The sequence below is a fragment of the Lactobacillus melliventris genome (assembly GCF_013346935.1).
Taxonomy (GTDB): Bacteria; Bacillota; Bacilli; order Lactobacillales; family Lactobacillaceae; genus Lactobacillus.
This window is the reverse complement of the sequence record NZ_JAAEEB010000001.1, coordinates 143988-165459: the sequence shown is the minus strand read 5'-3', so window position 1 is coordinate 165459 and position 21472 is coordinate 143988. Positions and strand designations below refer to the sequence as shown.

21 protein-coding genes are annotated in these 21472 nt (G+C 37.8%); 5 read left to right on the top strand and 16 right to left on the bottom strand.

What is annotated here, in order from left to right; genetic code table 11:
• Window positions 1–11: 11 nt before the first annotated feature.
• The 7 genes from GYV61_RS00755 to ezrA form a co-directional block, all read right to left on the bottom strand.
• Window positions 12–635, bottom strand: coding sequence for a JAB domain-containing protein (locus GYV61_RS00755; RefSeq protein ID WP_174794402.1), 624 nt, complete (start codon window positions 633–635; stop codon window positions 12–14).
• A gap of 35 nt (window positions 636–670) precedes the next feature.
• Window positions 671–1351, bottom strand: coding sequence for an HAD family hydrolase (locus GYV61_RS00750; RefSeq protein WP_174794401.1), 681 nt, complete (start codon window positions 1349–1351; stop codon window positions 671–673).
• A complete protein-coding gene (locus GYV61_RS00745) occupies window positions 1332–2609 on the bottom strand; it encodes a glutamate ligase domain-containing protein (protein ID WP_174794400.1) in 1278 nt (425 codons plus the stop codon). Before GYV61_RS00745 ends, GYV61_RS00750 begins: the two co-directional genes overlap by 20 nt.
• A gap of 1 nt (window position 2610) precedes the next feature.
• Window positions 2611–5250, bottom strand: coding sequence for a valine--tRNA ligase (locus tag GYV61_RS00740; RefSeq protein ID WP_174794399.1), 2640 nt, complete (start codon window positions 5248–5250; stop codon window positions 2611–2613).
• A 268-nt stretch (window positions 5251–5518) separates the two neighbouring features.
• Complete coding sequence (thiI, locus tag GYV61_RS00735) at window positions 5519–6736, bottom strand: tRNA uracil 4-sulfurtransferase ThiI (protein WP_174794398.1); 1218 nt, start codon at window positions 6734–6736, stop codon at window positions 5519–5521.
• A gap of 6 nt (window positions 6737–6742) precedes the next feature.
• On the bottom strand, window positions 6743–7900 hold the full coding sequence (locus tag GYV61_RS00730) for an aminotransferase class V-fold PLP-dependent enzyme (protein WP_174794397.1): 1158 nt from the start codon (window positions 7898–7900) through the stop codon (window positions 6743–6745).
• A 165-nt stretch (window positions 7901–8065) separates the two neighbouring features.
• On the bottom strand, window positions 8066–9781 hold the full coding sequence (gene ezrA, locus GYV61_RS00725; protein WP_174794396.1) for a septation ring formation regulator EzrA: 1716 nt from the start codon (window positions 9779–9781) through the stop codon (window positions 8066–8068).
• Window positions 9782–10210: 429 nt separating this feature from the next.
• On the opposite strand from ezrA, the gene rpsD reads away from it, so the two are divergent.
• The 5 genes from rpsD (at window position 10211) to GYV61_RS00700 (ending at window position 13893) form a co-directional block, all read left to right on the top strand.
• Window positions 10211–10822, top strand: a complete 612-nt coding sequence (gene rpsD, locus GYV61_RS00720; protein ID WP_046324725.1) for a 30S ribosomal protein S4 — start codon at window positions 10211–10213, stop codon at window positions 10820–10822.
• A 70-nt stretch (window positions 10823–10892) separates the two neighbouring features.
• Window positions 10893–11360, top strand: a complete 468-nt coding sequence (locus GYV61_RS00715; RefSeq protein ID WP_174794395.1) for a YueI family protein — start codon at window positions 10893–10895, stop codon at window positions 11358–11360.
• Entirely contained in the window at window positions 11361–12662 is a 1302-nt protein-coding gene (locus GYV61_RS00710) for a replication-associated recombination protein A (RefSeq protein ID WP_174794394.1), read from the top strand.
• A 449-nt stretch (window positions 12663–13111) separates the two neighbouring features.
• Window positions 13112–13393 carry a hypothetical protein gene (locus tag GYV61_RS00705; protein ID WP_174794393.1) on the top strand — a complete coding sequence of 94 codons (282 nt, stop codon included), beginning with the start codon at window positions 13112–13114 and terminating at the stop codon, window positions 13391–13393.
• A gap of 44 nt (window positions 13394–13437) precedes the next feature.
• Entirely contained in the window at window positions 13438–13893 is a 456-nt protein-coding gene (locus GYV61_RS00700; protein WP_046324721.1) for a universal stress protein, read from the top strand.
• Window positions 13894–13938: 45 nt separating this feature from the next.
• On the opposite strand, the gene GYV61_RS00695 is transcribed toward GYV61_RS00700, so the two are convergent.
• From GYV61_RS00695 to atpA, 9 genes are all read right to left on the bottom strand, one after another.
• Window positions 13939–15132, bottom strand: coding sequence for an FtsW/RodA/SpoVE family cell cycle protein (locus GYV61_RS00695; RefSeq protein WP_174794392.1), 1194 nt, complete (start codon window positions 15130–15132; stop codon window positions 13939–13941).
• A 17-nt stretch (window positions 15133–15149) separates the two neighbouring features.
• Window positions 15150–15377 carry a DUF2969 domain-containing protein gene (locus GYV61_RS00690; protein ID WP_110445998.1) on the bottom strand — a complete coding sequence of 76 codons (228 nt, stop codon included), beginning with the start codon at window positions 15375–15377 and terminating at the stop codon, window positions 15150–15152.
• 8 nt (window positions 15378–15385) lie between these two features.
• The gene (gene yidD / locus GYV61_RS00685) at window positions 15386–15679 is read right to left on the bottom strand and encodes a membrane protein insertion efficiency factor YidD (RefSeq protein WP_046324717.1); all 294 of its coding nucleotides are present in this window, start codon (window positions 15677–15679) and stop codon (window positions 15386–15388) included.
• Window positions 15680–15695: 16 nt separating this feature from the next.
• Window positions 15696–16685, bottom strand: coding sequence for a rod shape-determining protein (gene mreB / locus GYV61_RS00680; RefSeq protein ID WP_046324716.1), 990 nt, complete (start codon window positions 16683–16685; stop codon window positions 15696–15698).
• An 82-nt stretch (window positions 16686–16767) separates the two neighbouring features.
• Window positions 16768–16998 carry a DUF1146 family protein gene (locus GYV61_RS00675; protein WP_034981184.1) on the bottom strand — a complete coding sequence of 77 codons (231 nt, stop codon included), beginning with the start codon at window positions 16996–16998 and terminating at the stop codon, window positions 16768–16770.
• Window positions 16999–17072: 74 nt separating this feature from the next.
• The gene (locus GYV61_RS00670; RefSeq protein ID WP_046324715.1) at window positions 17073–17510 is read right to left on the bottom strand and encodes a F0F1 ATP synthase subunit epsilon; all 438 of its coding nucleotides are present in this window, start codon (window positions 17508–17510) and stop codon (window positions 17073–17075) included.
• An 11-nt stretch (window positions 17511–17521) separates the two neighbouring features.
• Window positions 17522–18961, bottom strand: a complete 1440-nt coding sequence (gene atpD, locus GYV61_RS00665) for a F0F1 ATP synthase subunit beta (RefSeq protein WP_046324714.1) — start codon at window positions 18959–18961, stop codon at window positions 17522–17524.
• 22 nt (window positions 18962–18983) lie between these two features.
• Window positions 18984–19946 (bottom strand): F0F1 ATP synthase subunit gamma, encoded by a 963-nt coding sequence (locus tag GYV61_RS00660; RefSeq protein ID WP_110445996.1) that lies wholly within the window; start codon window positions 19944–19946, stop codon window positions 18984–18986.
• A gap of 11 nt (window positions 19947–19957) precedes the next feature.
• Complete coding sequence (atpA, locus tag GYV61_RS00655; protein WP_046324712.1) at window positions 19958–21469, bottom strand: F0F1 ATP synthase subunit alpha; 1512 nt, start codon at window positions 21467–21469, stop codon at window positions 19958–19960.
• Window positions 21470–21472: the final 3 nt, after the last annotated feature.

Genomic DNA, 21472 nt, shown 5'->3' with positions numbered 1-21472 from the left:
TTAAGATGATTTTAAAATAATTGTTGTTCACAGAAACTAAAGTAATTTCCTTTACCAACAATGAAATGATCAAGAAATTCAATCCGAAATAGTTTTGCTGCTTCATGAAGCATCTCAGTGAGTTCAATATCACTTTTTGAAGGTAACAAATTACCGCTAGGGTGATTATGCACCACAAAGAAGCCGGCACAGGCATAAACAACTGCCCAACGGAAAATTTCCCGGGGATGCGCAATTGACTTATCCAAAGTACCTTGAAACAACTTCTTTTCAGCAATTATATGATTACTGTTATCTATGTAGATTGCCCATAGTTCTTCTTGCTTATGTCCTGCAAATTTATCTAATAAATAAGTACCGACTTCGTCGCTTGAAGTCATAATAAGTTCCCGGTCTGATACTGCTGAGCGCAATCTTTCGAGCAATCCTTCGCTCAAAAGCGCCAGGCTGTCACAGCATTGACCGCCAGAAACATATTTAAGCAGATCATTGGCATTTCTTATTTTTAATTCTTCCAACTTAACAAGAAGTTCATCAAAATTTTCAATTCCATGTTCTTTCAATTCTCCAAAAAAGCTGTTCAGCATTTCCCAGTCAGTTTTAATTAAATAGTGATGAGACCTTATTAATTCCATAAAATCATTCCTTTCACTATTTATATACGCCAAAACTAACTAACTTTTTGTAAAAATTCAAAGAAATCCTGACAAACATAAACCGCATTCTGACGATCTTCGGCAGTAGCTGGAATTAAATCAGGCACCATCACACATTTCAAGCCGGCTTTAACAGCGGCTAGCAAGCCAGGAGAAGAATCTTCGAACGCTAAGATATTATTTTGGGCAACATGTAATTTTTGGGTTGCCAAAAGATAAATATCTGGTGCAGGTTTAGGCTTGACATTATTATTTTTGACATCGTCATAATTTAAGTGAAATTGAAAATAGTTACGCGTACCTGTGGCCCATAAATTATGCTCTACCACATTTTCAGAATTGCTGGTTACCACAGCCATAGGCAACCCGGCAGCCTGAAAGTGATCAAGAGCTTTTTGCACCCCCGGTCTTAACTTTAATTTACCTTGTTCAGTCCACTGCCATACTAGTTCATCAGTACGTTTAATAAATTGGTCACGTTGTTCTTTATTTTTAAAATATTGCAGGTAAAAATCGTTCATATCAGTTGTTGTCGAGCCAACTAATTTAAGATAAATATCATCGGGCGTACCTAGATTTGCCTCCTTAGCAGCCTGAATATTGGCTTCCCAGTATAAATTTTCGGAATTTACCAACAAGCCATCCATATCAAACAAAATGCCTGTGATATCATCCTTAATGCCTTGAACGCGCATCTTTTATCTCCATTTGTAAAATATCCCCAACTAAGTAAAATGATCCTGTTACTAGCAGTATATCATTTGTTTGACTCTTATGCTTTAAATCTTGATAAGAAGTTCGCCAGTCAGCGTGATACTGATATTTTTTTTGAATCCATACCGGATAGTCTTCTTTTTTAGCTGCACGCGGATAGTCGATTGTAGTTAAGTGAACTTCATCTGCTGGTTTAAACAGTTTAAAAACTTGCTCAATATCCTTATCTTTCATCATCATAATTAATACTCTAATTTTGCCTTGCTTTTTTTCCTGCTTAAAGTGAGCAAAATTTAGCAGATTTTGCATTGCCTGAATATTATGTGCACCATCAAGGATAATTAAAGGATTACTTTGCAAGATTTGATAACGTCCAGGCACAGTTGTTTGGTTTATTGTATCTTCTAGCTCTGAAGCAGGAAGTGACAGATTTAATAAGCTAAAGGCTTGAACAGCGATCCCAATATCATAACCTTCAACTAGCGGCCTGGGTAAAAAAGAAATGTTTTGAATTTGATCTTGATACTCCAAATTTTCTTGAAGTAAAACATTAAAGTCGGATCCAAGTTTTTTAACCAGAGCATTTTCTTTTTGAGCCTTTCGCTGAATAATAGGCAACACCTCTTTTGGAATATTACCTAAAACAACTGGCCGATTTTCCTTTATTATTCCACTTTTTTCACGGGCAATATCTGCTAGAGTTGGTCCGATAACTTGCTCATGATCTAGTCCAACTGTAGTAATCACACTGACTTCAGGTGTAATAACATTAGTTTTGTCATGTTCACCACCTATGCCAACTTCTATCACAGCATAGTCACATTTTTCTTGTGCAAAATAAAGAAATGCCAATACTACTTCATATTCAAACGTCACTAATGAAAAAGCAGGATTGTTTTTACGAATTTTTGTCAAAACCGACTCTATTTTATTAGCTACTCCAATCAAACTTTGGTTACTGATATTTTGACCATTCAGCTGAATTCGCTCGTTAAATTCAAAAACGTAGGGCGAAACAAAAAGGCCAGTCTTTTGACCAGCCTTTTGCAACAAATTACTTAAATAGTAAGAAGTTGAGCCTTTACCATTCGTGCCCGTAACATGGATTGTTTTTATCTGATCTTGCGGATTACCTAACATAGCCAAAATTGTCTTAATATATGTTAAATCTGCTTTTTCATGTAATTTAGGAAGTGAGTATAAATAATTAATCACATCTTGAGCTTTGGTAAAAGTCACGTTATTCACTCTTCTTTAATTCTTGAATTCTTTCCTGAACGCTTTGAAGTTGACTTTCATAATCAGCTTTTTTCGCCTTTTCTTTATTTACCACAGCTTCCGGAGCATGTGCGACAAAGCCTTGATTATTTAGTTTCTTAGTTGAGCGTTCAACTTCAGCTTGCAAATCTTTTTCTTCTTTGGTCATGCGCTTGATTTCGTCGGCAATATTAACTAAATCAGCTAATGGCACAAAGATCTGAGCTCCTGAAATCACTGCAGTTTTAGCAAGTTTTGGTGCAGCAATTTGAGTTGAAATGGTTAATTCCTTTGGATGCAAGAAGTTCTTAACGTAATCTTCATTGTCAGTTAAAATTCTCTCATTCTTTGCGTCTTCTAACTGAATCATGATGTCTATTGAAGAAGATAATGGAGCATTTACTTCCCTGCGAATGTTACGTACCGCCTTAATAATTTCAATTAAGAAAGCCATGTCATGACGAGCTGGTTCATTTTCAAATTCAGCATGTACTTCAGGATACTTAGCCACCATAATTGACTCACCATCGTGTGGCATTGAGAGCCAAAGCTTTTCAGTTACAAATGGCATAATTGGATGTAATAAACGTAAGATTTGGTCAAGAATCCAGATCAAATTGTCTTGTTTTCTTGCTTTTAATTCTTGATCATTACCATTCAAAGCTACTTTGGCCATTTCGATGTACCAGTCACAGAAGTCGTTCCAAATGAAGTTGTATAATTCACGACCAGCTTCTCCAAATTGATAGTCATCAAATAACCGAATAACTTCACTAACAGTATGATTTAAACGATCAAAAATCCAACCATCTGCTAAATCAAATTTAGCTGTATCTGGCATATGAGCAGATTGTGCATCTTCTGGTAAATTCATAATGACAAATCTGGCGGCATTCCAAATCTTATTGATAAAGTTCCAAGCAGATGCCAATTGTTTAGGATTATAACGGGTATCTTGACCTGGAGCTGTACCGTTAAGCAAGAACCAGCGTAAAGCATCGGCACCATATTCATCAATTACATCCATTGGATCTACTCCGTTACCCAATGATTTACTCATTTTACGTCCTTGTTCATCACGTATTAAACCATGAAAAACAGCATCTTTAAATGGACGTTGATGCGTAAAATGCAAACCTTGGAATATCATTCTGGCAACCCAGAATGGCAAAATATCATAACCAGTAACTAAAGCATTAGTTGGATAATAACGCTTATAATCAGCGGAGTTTTCATCTGGCCAACCCATGGTTGAAAATGGCCATAAAGCACTGGAGAACCAAGTATCTAATACATCAGGATCTTGTTTCCAATTTTCAATGTCCTTTGGGGCATCTTCGCCAACATACATTTCGCCCGTCTTTTTATTGTACCAAGCGGGAATTTGGTGACCCCACCATAATTGACGTGAAATTACCCAATCATGAATATTTTCCATCCACTGCTTAAATGTATGTTCAAATCTTTCTGGAATGAAACTAATTTTATTATTCGTTTCTTGATTTTTTAAAGCTGCCTCAGCTAATGGCTTCATCTTAACAAACCATTGCGTTGATAGACGAGGTTCTACTTGAACACCAGAACGCTCTGAGTGTCCAACAGAGTGGACAATCGGCTTAACTTTAAGCAAATAGCCCTGTTCCTTTAGGTCTTTAACTAATGCTTCACGGCACTCAAAACGATCCATGCCTTCATACTTACCGGCATTTTCATTCATAGTGCCATCGTCATTCATCACGTTAATCCGTTTTAAGTGATGACGATTACCGACTAAAAAGTCATTAGGATCATGAGCAGGGGTAATCTTTACTAAACCAGTACCAAATTCAGGATCAACGTGTTGATCTTCAATAATTGGAATGTGACGTCCCACTAGCGGTAAAATTAATTCTTTGCCGACAAGATCTTTATAGCGTTCATCCCCCGGTGCCACAGCAACGGCAGTATCACCGAACATAGTTTCAGGACGAGTAGTTGCAATTTCAACAAAGCCAGAACCGTCAGCAAACGGATATTTAATATGATAAAAAGCGCCTTTATCGTCTTGGTGAATAACTTCGATATCGCTTAGAGCTGTTTGCAGCTCAGGATCCCAATTGATAATGTATTCCCCGCGATAAATTAATCCTTCATTATAAAGTTGAACAAAGACGCGGCGAACAGCTTTAGACAAACCCTTATCTAATGTAAATCTTTCACGTGAATAATCTAGTGACAGGCCCAATTTTGCCCACTGACTCTTGATAATAGCAGCGTACTCATCTTTCCAGTCCCAAACTTGTTTAACAAAAGCTTCACGTCCCATTTCATGACGGTCTTTACCCTGTTTGCGTAATTTAGCCTCAACTTTAGCCTGAGTTGCAATTCCGGCATGATCCATTCCCGGAAGATACAAGGTATCATAACCCTGCATTCTTTTAAATCTAATTAATGTATCCTGAATTGCTGTATCCCAAGCATGACCTAAATGAAGCTTACCAGTAACATTTGGTGGCGGAATAACAATTGCATACGGATGTGCCTTTTTATCTCCAGATGGCTTAAATAAATCTTGATCAAGCCACTTTTGATATCTACCCTGTTCAACCTCGCGTGGGTCATATTTTGGTGCTAAATCTGTCATAGTTCTCCTCCCAATAAAAAAGTCCTAGACAAAATGTCTAGGACGATGTGATTAACCGCGGTACCACCTAAAGTTAAGCAGAAAAAATTCTGCCTCTCTTAATAATGATAACGGCGAATTTGCCGGATCAGCCTACTGTTAGTTCAGCCAATCAGTCCAATTGAGCTACCAATTAACCTTCATTCGGCCTTTCACCACTATCAGCCTTTCTCTATCTATAAGGTTAATACCTCTCAATTATTGCTTTGGGCGTATTATAACACGTTTTTTACAGTAGTGCAGCATCTTCTGCCGCTTTATCTGCTAAAAACTTATCATTAGGATAAATTGAAGTTACTTGTATACCAGCTAGAGCGCGGTCAATTAATCCTTCAACATCCAAACGATTTTCAAATTCCCGTGCTTTATCGATTTTGGGTTTAGTTTTGGGACGAGGAGGGGCAAAAATTGTACAGCAATCTTCAAATGGCTGAATTGATAAATCAAAAGTACCAATTTTTTCAGCCAAATTAATAATTTCAGTTTTATCCATCGTGGCAACTGGCCTGACAACTGGTGTGGTCGTCACATCATTAATTGCAGCCATTGATTCCAAAGTTTGCGAAGCCACTTGACCAACGGATTCACCGTTAAAAATAGCTAGGCCTCTTCTTTTAGCTCTTATTTTATCTGCCAACTGCAACATGAACCTTCTTTGCACAGTCATTAAATAACCCTCAGGAATTTTTTCCTTAATGGTTTCCTGAATTTCCGCAAAAGGCACGGCAATAAAATTGATCTTCCCTGCATAATTAGCAAGAATTCCAGTTAATTCTTTAGCCTTATTTAGCGCTTTTTCAGTAGTATATGGCGGACTGTAAAAATGAACCATTTCAATATCAACACCACGCTTTAGAGCTAAATATGAAGCTACAGGCGAATCAATTCCGCCAGAAAGCATCATAACTGCCCTACCACCAGTTCCAACTGGCATTCCCCCTGCACCGCGAAGTAACTGATTCGAAATATAGACAGCATCCTTGCGTACTTCAATTCTCAGGACAATGTCAGGGTGTTTCATTTCTACCTTTAAATTCTCCATATTATCAAAGAGATAATCACCCACCATTTTATTCAACTCATTGGTATCGTATAAAAATTGATGATCACTGCGTTTAGTGTTGACTTTAAAAGTCATGCCCTTTTTAAAAGTTTCTTTCATTAAAGCTAGAGCAGTTTCTTCAATTTTTGCCAAAGTCTTTTCAACTTTGATAGTTGGTGAATAAGTTTGAATACCAAAAACCCTTTTTAAACGTTTATCGACTTTTGCAAAAGGTGCATCATTTAAAACTATGTGCATGCGGTCATGCCGCGGGTGTATTTCGACTTGCGGAAAATCGCGCAATACTTTAGTCACGTTACCAGCTAAGCGGCCAATGAAATCTTTACGATTTTTCCCTTTAGTTGACAGCTCACCATAACGTACCATTATTTCAGTATATTTCATAAAAAATTATTCTCCTAAATGATTAATTCTGGCAAAATGATGGTAAATTTTATCAAAGACCTTAATAAATTCATCTGCCTCGGCAAGAGTATTAGTTTCATCAAAACTAAGACGAATCGCACTTGTTGCTACTTTATCATCAACATGCATTGCCACCAATGTGCTGGCTTGATCAGTCTTAGTGGAAGAACAGGCCGAAGTAGTTGAAGTATAAATGTCATACTCTTCGAGTGTATGAACAAGAGTCTCTCCTCGAATACCTTCAAGGGCAAAACATAAAATATGAGGGGCAAAGTTATCATTCAATGGTGAAAATATAGTGATTCCTGGCTTATCTTGGAGATACTTCACTATTTTAGCTTTAATTTCAGCCTCACGTTGAGCTTTTTCCTGTTCATTTTCCAAAAGCAAACGTACTGCTTTAGCCATCCCTGCTATTGCCGGTAAGTTTTCAGTACCTGAACGCAAACCTTTTTCCTGACCGCCACCATCATGCAAGGGAGCAAGCATCTTGCCCTCTTTTTTATAAAGAATTCCGGTACCTCGTGGTGCATGAAATTTATGCGCTGACAGACTGGAAAAATCAACACGAGGAGTAAAAACACGAGACCAAATATTTTTACCTAATGCTTGCACATTATCTACATGAAAACTCACGGTCGGGTAGTTAGTTAATAAATCACTAATTTCATCAATTGGCTGAATAGCACCAATTTCATTATTAACGCCCATTATTGAAACTAAAGTTGTATCAGAATCTAAGGCATTACGTAAATCGTTTACGCTAACACGCCCTTCTTTATCAACAGGTAAATGGGTTACACGAAAGCCAATATATTCTAAAGCGTTAAAAGCATTGGCAACAGAAGCATGTTCCACGCTTGAAGTAATGAGATGCTTGCCAAATTCCCGTTTTTGAAAAGCGGTTCCTTTTATTGCCCAGTTATTTGACTCAGTTCCACCAGAGGTAAAGAAAATTTCATCCTGTTTTGTGCCCAAAAGACTGGCAATTTGCTTACGTGAACTTTCTAAAAGTTGAAATGCACGGTCTCCTAATTTATGTAAACTAGATGGATTGCCCCAAATGGTTTGAGCTACTTTATCATAAGTGGCTAAAACAGCAGGATCAATCTTAGTCGTGGCACTGTTATCAAAGTAAATCACGGAATTTCTCCCCCTCCAAAAACACTACATGGTCAGCTATTAACTTATAAATTGTAACTTAAATTCTTGTCAGCTTCAATTATTTATTCATGAGCACTAAAAAAGCTTTAAAATTGTTTTTTTAATTTTAAAGCTAAATATTTTTCAGCAGAATTATAATATCCATCAGCTATTTTTCTTATCAGAATAGTACAAATTTTCTAAGCGTTGATATGAACCTGGCTCAACTTTTTCAATAGCAGTTGCAATGGTGTCCAAAGCATCTTTATAGTTATAATCCTGTTCATACAGTTGCATTGCCTTTTTCTGAGCGCTTTTAATGGAACCATTATTGGAATATTTATTAGAATATTGCAAGGTTAGCTGAACTAGATCTGCAGAATTAATTATGTCATCTGCTTCACGTTTTAACCTTTCAACATCATCAGAAATTTGAATTAATTCCTGAGAAATCTTTTCCATGTTCAGCCTTACTTGACTCAATTCTTTGGCCACGTGACCAATCTCGTTGACAACCAAAGTATACATTTGCACAAAGGTATCAGGATTACCAGGGATTTTTTTACGTTCTAAGCGGCGATAAACTAGAGAAACTTCCTGTTTAAAGCGGTTGATCGAATCATTGGCTACATTCTCAGAATCATAAAGACCATCAACGTCTTGGGACATTTTCTTTTGCTGTGCACTAATTTCACGCAATCGTTCCAACATACTCAACCACGATGACTTAATTTTGGAATAAACTCCCTTACCATCAGCAACATTTTGGGTATCGACCGTATATTGCCGCTCCATATCACTAACTTCCTGTTCCAACTTTCTACTAGTGGCAAGTTCATTATGAGTAAGCTCATAACTCTCATCAATATGACGCAATTTTGCTACTAATTTTTTTGATTCCACTTGTTCGTGAGCAAGAAGACGCTGGATTTTATCTTGATTCTCTTCTACAAATGGTCTTGCTTTATACTCTTTAGCTAAAATATCATAAAGAGCAGAAATCTCTTTTTTGATTTCAGCATTTTTTTCTTTTAACTCGGAAACTTTAAGCTCTTTTAGCAAACTATTTGCATCGGCTACTTGTCCTCTGATTTTTTTAATCTCAGCTAAAACGTCTACCTGAGTTATGTAATACTTAGAAGACATCATCTTCTTATAACTGTCGGACAATTCACTCAACTGATCTTGAAAAACTTTATTGAGTTGGTGACGAGCATTCCTAATTTCGGGCAGGATAGAACTAATGTTAGTCAAAGCAGCTTTAATTTTTGACAAAATACGTTTTGCTTCAACTTGATCTCCTTGAGCAGTCAAACTCTTGGCTTCCGAAAAGTCATTTTCAATATTTGTCAATTCGTTTTCAATCTGATCCAGAGCAGCACCATAATCATATGAATTTGCCAGAATGTCTTTACGCATTTCTTTAAAGCCATTGAACAAGTCGTTATATTTTTTTTGATTCTCACGGTTTGATTCAAGTAATTCTGTGAATACTTCCTTAGTGTTCTTGGCATCTTTATAAGTTGGATCCATGATTTCACGGGCTTGTTTAATACTTTTATGAGCTTTAAATAAGTGATAGTGTGTATTTTGCTCAGCAGCCTGTTCAAGAAAGTTCTGCGCTGCAGGAATCTTTTTAGCCAATGCCTGCTCGTAGTTTTTACGCCAAGTAGTTAATGTTGTCAAACTTTCACCGGCTAAATCCATTTTATCCAGATTGACAATATCTGTTTCTAAATGCATTTTATCAATTTTGGTAATCAAATCGTCTAATTCAAGAATTTGCCTTAATTGGCGGCGATTGATTATTAACATAGCGGCTATAATTATAATGATGATTAAAATTGCAATGATTACAACTATGGATTGAGTTGGTGACATAATTTTCCTCCAAAACTACCCCAATTATACCAAACTTCTACATTATTGTGGTCAAGAGTTTTTTCAAGCCAATAAAATTCGTTATTTAAATAAAATCGTGCGATCAGATATTTATAAATATCTCTTTAATTAAAAGCAGTATACTAGTATTAACAAGTTGCTACCACCTTTTTATTTTTTCTAGTTAAATTATTAAATATTAAAGCAATTGCTATTTTCCTTGCTTTAATAAGGTAATACAACTATAATATAGAACGTGTAAAATATTTGCAGCTATAAGTGGCAAGAACGTCAACATCTTAATACGTTTTAGTGAACGAGTAACCGACGCTGCAATAGGCGAAAATGAAAATTAAGATGCACGAATGTTAAACTTATACGTAATTATTTTACTCCAAAAACTGTTATCAGATTTTATTGGAGGATTTTATGTCAAGATATACAGGTCCAAGTTGGAAACGTTCCAGAAGATTAGGAATTTCACTTTCAGGTACTGGCAAGGAGCTTAGTCGTAGAAACTACGCCCCTGGTCAACACGGTCCCAATTCACGTGGTCGTTTATCAGAATATGGTGAACAATTACATGAAAAGCAAAAGCTACGTTGGATGTATGGTTTAAATGAACGTCAATTTAGAACTTTATTCAAACGTGCCGGCAAGATCCGTGAAGGTGAACACGGTACTAACTTTATGGTTCTGCTTGAGTGTCGTTTAGACAGTATTGTTTACCGTTTAGGTTTAGCTACTACTAGAGAGCAAGCTAGACAATTAGTTAACCACGGTCACATCACTGTTGATGGCAAGCGTGTTGATATTCCTTCCTATGAAGTCAAGGTTGGTCAAACCATTGGTCTTAAGGAAAAGTCAAAGAACCTGCAACAAGTTAAGGATGCACTTGAAGCAGTTGTATCCCGCCCATCCTTTGTTTCATTCGATGACAACAAGGTAGAAGGTTCACTTGTTCGCCTTCCAGAACGTGATGAAATGGAACCAGAAATTAACGAAGCTCTAGTTGTTGAATACTACAACAAGTTACTTTAATTTCCATGTTTTTACAAACCCCTTTCCTTCTTGGAGAGGGGTTTTTGTTACCCGAAAGGAGTACCAATCAATGACGGAGGATTTAAATACCAGAGTTTCAAATGCTGCTCAAGGCATCACACCCCAAACAAAGCCGGATGAACGCAGAAGATTTTTAGGGTCTCTTCGCGAACGAGTTCTAGTTAGAATGACCAATGCCGAAGTGCAAGATCCTAAGTTAACCAACCTATTTTTACGCCATTTTAAAGATTATATTGGTTACAATATCCTGATTAATGGCAATTTACATGATAAATTTGTTGATCAAGTAGAAACTAGTTGTGGCAAATACGAGATCTCTTTTACTATCGTTAACAATCAAACAGCAAAAACGGGTCCGAATGACTCAGCAATCTTAGTAGTAGCTGCAAATGCAATTAACAAAATGCGCATTGACATAAGTCAAGTGTATCCTCCCGAAATGCCTCAAGAATTGCTTACTAGTGGCAAAACTAAAAAAGCTGGTTTTTGGCAGCGGCTTTTTCATGGAGACAATTAAATGAAACCATTAGCTTACAGAATGAGACCAAAAACCTTAGATGAGGTAGTCGGTCAGGAGCATTTAATTGGCCCTGGAAAAATTATTCGCCGGATGGTTGAAGCCAAAATGTTGTCCTCGATGATTCTTTACGGTCCCCCAGGTATAGGCAAGACAAGTATTGCCAGTGCCATAGCTGGTTCCACCAAATATGCCTTTCGCCAGCTTAACGCTGCAACAGACAGCAAAAAACAGCTGGAGCAAGTAGCTGCGGAAGGAAAATTGAGTGGCACGGTGATATTGCTCCTAGACGAAATTCACCGTTTGGATAAAACCAAGCAGGACTTTTTATTACCCCTTTTAGAATCCGGACAAATTATTTTGATTGGTGCGACAACTGAAAATCCGTATATAGCAATTTCACCCGCTATTCGTTCTCGCTGCCAGATTTTTGAATTAAAGCCTCTAGCAAAAGATGATGTCAATAAAGCAATTAATCGAGCGCTTAAAGATTGTGAACTTGGTTTGGGTAAGTACAACGTTAAATTGACTTCAAGCGCCAGAAAGTTATTAGTGCAAAAGGGCAATGGCGACTTACGTTCAACATTGAACGGACTTGAACTTGCAGTCCGCTCAACGAAACAAGAAATGATTGCTGCCGGTAAAAATGATGAAACAGAATTAACCATTGATCAAGATGAAATGGCCAATTCTATTCAGTTGCGTAATCAAAACTTTGATGCTAAGGGCGATGGACATTATGATCTGGTTTCTGCTTTTCAAAAATCAATTCGTGGCTCTGACACAGATGCAGCCTTGCATTATTTAGCTCGACTAATTGAGTCTGGTGATTTAATAGCAATTTGTAGGCGTTTAAGTGTAATTGCCTATGAAGACATCGGCCTTGCAAATCCCGCAGCCGTTCAGCATGCTCAAATAGCTATTCAGTCTGCTAAGAGTCTGGGTTTCCCTGAAGCGCGGATACCTTTAGCTAACGCGGTGATTGAACTGGCTTTATCACCTAAAAGTAACAGTGCTATCAGTGCTATTGATCAGGCTTTAGCTGATGTAAAAAATAAGGACTATGGCAATATCCCTGCTACTTTAAAAGATGCACACTATAGTGGTGCAGCAAAATTAGGTCACGGTAAAGGTTATATTTATCCTCATTCTTATGTGAATGATTGGGTACCACAGCAATATTTACCAGATAAACTCGTTGGCACGCGATATTTTCAGCCTAAAGGCAATTCTAAAATAGAAAAAGGGTTTAAAAAGCAATACGAAACTTTGCATGAATTGCAAAAACAGGGTCTAAAATAATTAGTTTTGCATAGAAGGAAAATATTTTAGTAGATGCTGGCCGAAGATTTATTTTGCAATCAGCCCTTTTATTTTGGTCATGCACAAAGTAAGTCGGTATATTGATAACCTTAGTTCATTCAGGAGCTTAAAAGCTATCCTAAAAAAGTACCCTCTAATTTTTCTGCCTTGACAAAACTCGTGATGCTTAGTAGTATAATAGTTGATCTGAGTTGATCGACTAGCTCAATTGTATAAGGTTGACCGGTCAAACATAAGACATGCGAGATAGTAAATAACTTTCGAATCGGAAAACTATCTTCAAAGATAGGATCCATATTCGTTGCGATACATCTCATTTTTTGAACACTGCGGGTTCAACAAGCATTGTTTTGCTATGTTTCGACGACTCGGATTTCTTGAGAAATTTAGGAAGCGGTCTGCGGACCGTTTTTTTGTTTGGAGATTTTATGGCTATTAAAATTGTTATTCTAATTTACCTGGCAGTATTGCTATTGACTGCCTTTTACTTATGGCATAATCGGCATCGTCATTTCCTAATATACAACAGTAAAAATATTTCTAATTTTAGTTCTCTAATGTCTTGGACAGCTATTATTTTAATTATAGAGACCATTTTAGGTTTAGTTATAGTTTTCCAGAAGAATAAATATTTAAATCTTATTACTTTAATTCTCAGCAGCATTACTATCCTAATTTTTAGTCTTTTACTTAATCAAAAGGATGATTAACTGGACTAAAATTTGGTAAAATAATGGTGAGAGAGGTGTTTTAAATGATGAAACAATATCACCGTATTCAAGTCGCAGTTGATGGCTCAAAAGAAGCTGATTTAGCTTTTAAAAAGGCGGTCGCTGCGGCTAAGCGAAATGAAGCTGCTTTGGAAATTTTACATGTCATTGACACCAGATCCTTCCAAAATGTTTCTAGCTTTGATTCAGAAATGGTTGAACAAGTATCAAACGATGCTAAAGAAAAATTGCAAAATTACTACCAACAGGCTACAGAAGCTGGAGTAAGTGAGGTTCACTATTCAATTGAATTTGGGGCTCCTAAAGCAATTATCGCCCACCAATTCCCTAAAAAGCACCAGATTGATTTAATCGTATTAGGAGCTACAGGTCTCAACGCTGTTGAACGCATATTAATCGGTAGTGTTACCGAATATGTTACTAGAACTGCAGATTGTGATGTGCTAGTTTGTCGTTCTAACGAAAATTTGAGTAATTAAAAAAGAGCATTTCAACTGAAATGCTCTTTTTTATGTATAGATAAATTAGAAATCTCCTGCTTGACTGAACATATAATCTTTATTATGAAATTTCATGGACAAAATCATACCAATACCAATCATATTACCAATTAAGGCTGATCCACCTTGAGAAATAAAAGGCAACGGGATACCGGTCAGAGGTAGCAGATCAATACTCATACCAATATTTTCAAATACATGGAAGAGTATCATCATGATAACGCCAGTAGAAACGTAAGAATAAAATGCGTTTTTGGTATCAAAAGTAATCCGTACCATTTGCACTATCAAGTATAAGTAAAGCAAAATGATTGCTACACTTCCAATAAAGCCAAATGATTCTCCTATCACTGAATAAACCATGTCGGAGCCTCGGACCGGCACATAAACACTTAGTTTACCAAAGCCGTTGCCGAATATTTGCCCAGAACCAATCGCTTGCATACTTTGCCACAATTGATACGCAGCTTTTGAAGTGTCATTAGATGGATTCAGCCATGACATAATACGTCTAAATTGATAAGGCTGAAAGAAATGACTTAGAAATGATTGACCACTTGGTGTGGTAACCATATAAATAACTACGACTCCCAGCACAAAGACAGCGACAAACATTGGCGCAATTATTTTCCACGAAATACCAGATACTAGCACTACGCCACCAACAATTGCAATGAAAACCAGCATCGTACCAAAGTCATTTTGCAGTTTTAAAAGCACAGCAATCGGTAGCAGCCAAGCCAGCATTTTACCAATTAAAATCCAGTCGTTTTTAATTGTGTGGGCATATTTATTGTTATGCTCACGCACAACCCGGGCCAGCATCAATATAAAAGCTGGTTTCATGACTTCTGATGGCTGAAAAGAAATTGGTCCCAGCTTAAACCAGCTTTTGGCACCAGCATCTGCAGCTATACTGCGATTATAAAAGAACAAAACCGCAATTAAAAGCACTATCCCCAGACCATATACATAAGGTGCAATGCGGTAGAGCTGTTCAGCATCAAATTGGATTACAAAAGCAACTGCAGCAATCGAAATAACATACCATAATCCTTGCATTGCCACTGCCCTAACTGGACTTCCCATATGACTGGGATCATCAATTGCGGCAAAATAAATGGAATAAAGGCCCACAGCTGCCAATATGAGCACAGGGACAACAATATTCCAGGCAATTCGATCAAACAGATTGGTTTTATTTTGTACTTTGACCATTAATTAATCACAACCTATTATTTTTCATGCAAAGCGAAGTATGAAAGCAAATCATTAATACTGCTTTCCAAACTTTTTGCATACAAGACGCTGTTGGTTTTGCCGGTTGTAGCCCGATAACGGCCAGCAATTTTTTCAATCACGCCAATAGATTTTTTCTGGGGAATTACTACTTCCCAGGTTGGGTTTTGCTTACCCTTAATTTCATTAATTTCCACATTAATATTTTCTGGTTTTTTTGACATAAATACTCCTATTTCGTATTAGGATGGAATTTCTTTGCAATAATCTCATCTTCATATCGTTCTGGATGAGGATTACGAAAAATTGTAAATTTATCTGGTACCGGATCAACACCACCACGCACAAAAGGATTGCAGCGTAATATACGTGATATTCCCATAATAAGTCCTAAAAGAGGACCAAATTTGGTCAATGCGTCAACCATATAGGTCGAACATGTTGGATAATAACGGCATGATTTTGGTAAAGCAGGAGAAATAAACTTCTGGTAGATTTTAACCAAATAAATCAAAATTTTACGCAAATCTAGCCTCCCAAGATTAGTGACGCTGATGTTTTTCAATATTCTTAAGTAAAATTCCCGTCCCAAGTGCCACAGCTTCAAGTGGATGATCGGCCGTTAATACTGGTACCTTAAGGTAATAAGAAATTAGCTTATCAATATTCTTAAGCAATGCTCCACCACCTGTCAGCATAATTCCACGGTCAATAATATCCGCAGAAAGCTCTGGTGGCGTTTTTTCCAAAACCTCTTTAGTAGCAGCAATAATAGTCATCAAGCCATCATGAAGAGCTTCTTGAATTTCAGGCGCAGTAACAGTAGCCTGTTTTGGCAGACCGTCAACCACATCGCGACCGCGAACAGTGATAGTTTCGTTCTTATCAGGTTCAAAAGCACTACCAATTTCGATTTTAATCTGTTCCGCAGTGCGTGAGCCAATTAGCAAGTTATGTTTATTCTTAATATAGGAGACAACCGCCTGGTTCATATGATCCCCAGCATAACGCAATGATTGACTTGTAACAATTTCACCCATTGATAAAACGGCAATATCAGTAGTACCACCACCAATATCGATTACGATGTTGCCTTGAGGTTTGAAAATATCAAGCCCTGCACCTACAGCAGCAACTTTAGGCTCAAAATCAAGGTAAACTTTGCCTCCACCCGATTTTTCCGCAGCCTGAATAATTGCCTTCTGTTCAATTGATGTTACTCCTGTCGGAGCACAAATTAAAATATTTGGCTTAGACATAAAGCCTTTAACGTTTAATTTTTCAATAAAGTAAGACAGCATTGCTTCTGTGATATCAAAATCAGCGATAACACCATTTTTTAAAGGACGGATTACACGGATGTTCCCCGGAGTCCTTCCTACCATCTTGTAGGCTTCTGTACCAACTGCTACTACTTTATTTGTACTTGTATTGACAGCAACAACAGAAGGCTCATTTAAGACAATTCCTTTACCAGAAACATTAATGAGCACATTTGCTGTTCCTAAATCTATTCCTATATCTCGTGCCACGATAATCCTCCATCATATTTCAATGTATATTTTACCATAAAGATTTTAAGTTTGTCGGTGACTTTATCCGCTTTACCAAGTCTTAAAAGAAATTACTTAACTGCAATGAAGTATCAATTAATGTAATAAAGAAATTACCCACTAGAAAGCCTAAAGCAATTGCAGCAAAAATAAGTAGCAGTTGAGCTTCAAATATCCTGTTTTTACGAATTATCTTTTCAATACGAACACTTTTCATAATCTGAAAGGATAGACCGATCGTAATTAAATAAATTACTATACTAATTAAAGCATGAACGCCAAGTTGAAACATATTCTTTCTCACTTTTCCTAAGTCACAATAAAAGCGGACACACAAAAGCAGTGTATCCGCTTAAAACTTTAAATCTATTTAACTGAATTGTAAACACTTATTCGGTTGACGGCTCTTCTAAGTGCAACCTGTGCCCGCTCAAGTGATCGTTGATCATGGGCAGCCTGAGCTTTTTTCAGTGCATTTTGAGCACGTTCTCTAGCTGCTTTAGCCCGGGAAACATCAATATTATTTGCCCGCTCAGCGCTGTCAGCAATAATGGTAGCCACATTATTTGAAAATTCAAAATAGCCGCCACTAACAGCAATATGGTTGACAATATTGTTCATTTCCCGACTTCTTTTAACTTTAATCTCACCTATTGCTAGCGGAGTCAAAATCGGTAAGTGATTATACATCACTGAACGTTGACCATCAATTGCACGCATTTCAACAATACTAGAATGATGAGAAAATATTAGACCATCTGGAGTTACAACATTTACCATAAAAAGTTTTTCTGGATCTGCCATTTGACATCACCTTACTTTTCTAATAATGCTTTAGCTTCAGGATCACTCGGAGTTACACCCATTTGCTTTGCTTTTTTCAAAACATCTTCAATTGGGCCTACACTACGGAATGCATCTTCTGGAAGATCATCTAAATGACCATCTAAAATCATCTTAAAGCCCTTAATAGTTTCTTTAATTGGAACATAAGAACCAGGCACACCAGTAAACTGTTCAGCCACAAAGAAGTTTTGCGATAAGAAGAATTGAACTTTACGAGCACGGCTAACTATCACCTTTTCCTCGTCAGATAATTCATCCATTCCCAAAACAGAAATGATGTCTTGCAATTCATGGTATCTTTGCAATATATGCTGGACGCCAGTAGCGACTTCATAGTGCTCTTGGCCCACAATTTCAGGATCCAAAGCACTTGAAGTAGATTGCAGCGGGTCAACAGCCGGGTATATACCTTGCTCAACTAAACTACGTTCCAAATTGGTAGTAGCGTCAAGGTGAGCAAAAGTAGTAGCTGGAGCCGGGTCAGTATAGTCATCAGCAGGAACATAGACCGCTTGAATTGAGGTAATAGAACCCTTCTTGGTAGAAGTAATTCTTTCCTGCAATTGGCCCATTTCTGTTGCCAAGGTTGGCTGATAACCAACGGCACTGGGCATGCGTCCCAGCAAAGCTGAAACTTCCGAACCAGCTTGAGTAAATCGGAAAATGTTGTCGATAAAGAGCAGAACGTCTTGACCTTCAACATCTCTGAAATACTCTGCCAGCGTTAATCCTGTCAGTGCTACCCGCATTCTGGCACCAGGCGGCTCATTCATTTGACCAAAGACCATGGCAGTTTTGCTTAAAACTCCAGATGCTTTCATCTCAAAGTAAAGGTCATTACCTTCACGTGTTCTTTCACCAACACCAGTAAAGACTGAAATACCACCATGCTCCTGGGCGATATTATGGATAAGTTCCTGAATAATAGTGGTTTTACCAACACCGGCACCACCAAACAGGCCGACTTTTCCTCCACGGACATAAGGTTCAAGTAAATCAATTACCTTAATACCGGTTTCAAGAATCTCCTGACTCGTTGTTAATTCATCATATTTAGGAGCATTCTTATGAATACTGTCACGAGCATGATCTTTTGCAAATTTAGGGCCGTTGTCAATAGGCTCACCTAAAACATTAAAAACACGTCCTAAAGTATCATTACCAACCGGTACTGAAATAGGGCCACCTGTGTCTTCAACCTTCATTCCGCGTCTAAGACCATTGGTAGATTCCATCGCAATTGTTCTTAAAACACCATCGCCAAGCTCTAGTGTAACCTCGAGAACAACAGATTCATCGTCCGACTTAACGACGCGCAAAGCATTGTCAATATCAGGCAGATTTTTGTCAAGCGGGAATTTGACATCGACAACTGGGCCGATTACTTGAACAACTTCACCTTCACTCAAAACATCTACCTCCTTTTCTTAATTATTTCAAAGCGTTAGCACCACTGACAATTTCAGTAATTTCAGTAGTGATTTCTGCTTGTCTTGCACGGTTTAATTTAGTAGTTAAACTCGAAACCAAATCGTCAACGTTGTCCGTAGCACTCTGCATGGCAGTCATTGAACTGGCATGTTCAGCAGTTTTGGCATCCAGAATAGCACCGTAAATAGTAGAACGGGCATATTGGGGAATTAGTGTTGTTAAAACAGCATTAACATCAGGTTCGATATCGTATTCCAAATCTTGATGGGCTTCAGCTTCTTTGACACCAATATCAATGTCAACGATTGGCAACATTTTTTCAACCCGAAATGCAGATGAAAGTGAGTTGATGTGGTGAGTATAACATACATATAATTCATCATAAACTCCGTTCAAATACATTTTGATTGCAGTTGAAACAATTGGTAAAACTTCATCAAAAGTAGGTACGTCACTAATACTGTCATTTTCATAAACAACGTTCAGCTTGTTTTTCTTAAAGAAATCAGCACCGACTGAGCCAACAGCCAAAACCTTAATATCTTTGTGTTCAGCCTTCGAATCCTCAAACAATCCCATCATGTTTTTGATGACAGCACTATTATAAGAACCAACAAGACCACGGTCACCGGTAATAACCAAATAACCAGTGGAATTGACCTTTTTGCGTGCTTGAACCATATCGGAAACAACACCCAAACCAAAGACATTTTCATAATCGATTTTGCTAATGCTGTCTTCATCAATTGCAACATGTGCCTTACGCAAATGGCTGACGACTTCAGCACTCATCAAGCGCGATAAAGTTTGCCGTACGTGATCATTGTAGATCGTGTACCCCTTATCCCGCTTTTCAGTTTGGTTTAACTTTGATGCCGAAACCATTCTCATGGCCTCAGTAATTTTACCAGTTTGCTTAACTGAAGCTATTTTCTTCTTCAACGCAAGTAAAGATGCAGGCATATAACTACCTCCTATTTATTACTTGGTGAAAAACTATCCGCAAATTTAGAAATTGCTTCTTGTAATTTCTTCTCATCTGGCAATTCACCAGTCTTACGAATGTGTTCTAGCAAATCTGCATGATTAGTATCGAAATTGTCATATAATTCTTTTTCAAATCTGGCAATATCATCAACTGGAACGGAGTCAAGATAACCATGGGTTAAGGCATAAAGAATAATAACCTGTTTTTCAACAGGAATTGGTGTATGAAGTGGCTGTTTTAACACTTCAACAACCCTGCGTCCACGATTTAACTTTGCTTGAGTTGCTTGATCCAGATCACTACCAAATTGAGCAAAACTTTCAAGTTCATGGTAAGCTGCCAGATCGGTACGAAGCGTACCAGCAACTTTTTTCATTGCCTTAATCTGGGCACTACCACCAACACGGGAAACTGAGTTACCGGCATCAATGGCAGGACGGGTTCCTGCAAAGAACAAGTCGCTTTGCAAGAAAATTTGTCCATCAGTAATTGAAATCACGTTAGTTGGAATATAAGCTGAAATATCTCCCGCTTCAGTTTGAATAAATGGAATGGCCGTCATTGAACCGCCACCAAGTTTATCACTCAACTTCGCACTACGTTCAAGTAAACGTGAATGCAAATAGAAGACATCGCCAGGATATGCTTCACGACCAGGCGGACGACGGAGAAGTAAAGAAAGTTCACGGTAAGCGACAGCTTGCTTTGATAGATCATCAAAGACTACCAAAACATCTTTGCCGTTATACATGAATTCTTCACCCATAGCTGTTCCGGCATATGGCGCTATATACAGCATTGGTGCGGGTTCACTTGGCCCAGCTTCGACAACAATTGTATAGTCCATTGCGCCAAAACGCTTTAAAGTTTCTACTTGTGCTCTGACAGTTGATTCCTTCTGACCAATAAAGACATAAATGCAAATTACGTCTTGTCCCTTTTGGCTCAAAATAGTATCAATTGCCAAACTAGTTTTTCCAGTCTTACGGTCACCAATAATTAACTCACGCTGACCGCGACCGATTGGCACTAAGGCATCAATAGCTTTGATACCAGTTTGCAGCGGTTGATTAACTGACTGGCGTTCCATAACACCCGGTGCCGAAGCCTCGATTGGACGAGTCTTTGACGTTTTTATTTCGCCAAGTCCATCAACTGGCTGCCCCAATGGGTTTACCACGCGACCAATTAGTGCATCACCAACCGGCACACGCATAATCTCACCGGTTCTTTTGACTTGGTCACCTTCACGAATATCATCAAAATTGCCTAGAATAATGATACCAACATCATTTGATTCAAGGTTTTGTGCAATACCATAAGAACCATTGTCAAATTCCAATAGTTCGTTGGCCAAAACATTGTTCAATCCGTGAGCCCGGGCGATACCATCACCTATGTATGTTACAACTCCAACTTCATTAATGTCGAGTTTATCATCATAGTGTTCAAGCTGCTGCTTGATTAAAGAGCTAATCTCTTCTGCTTTTATGCTCAATGG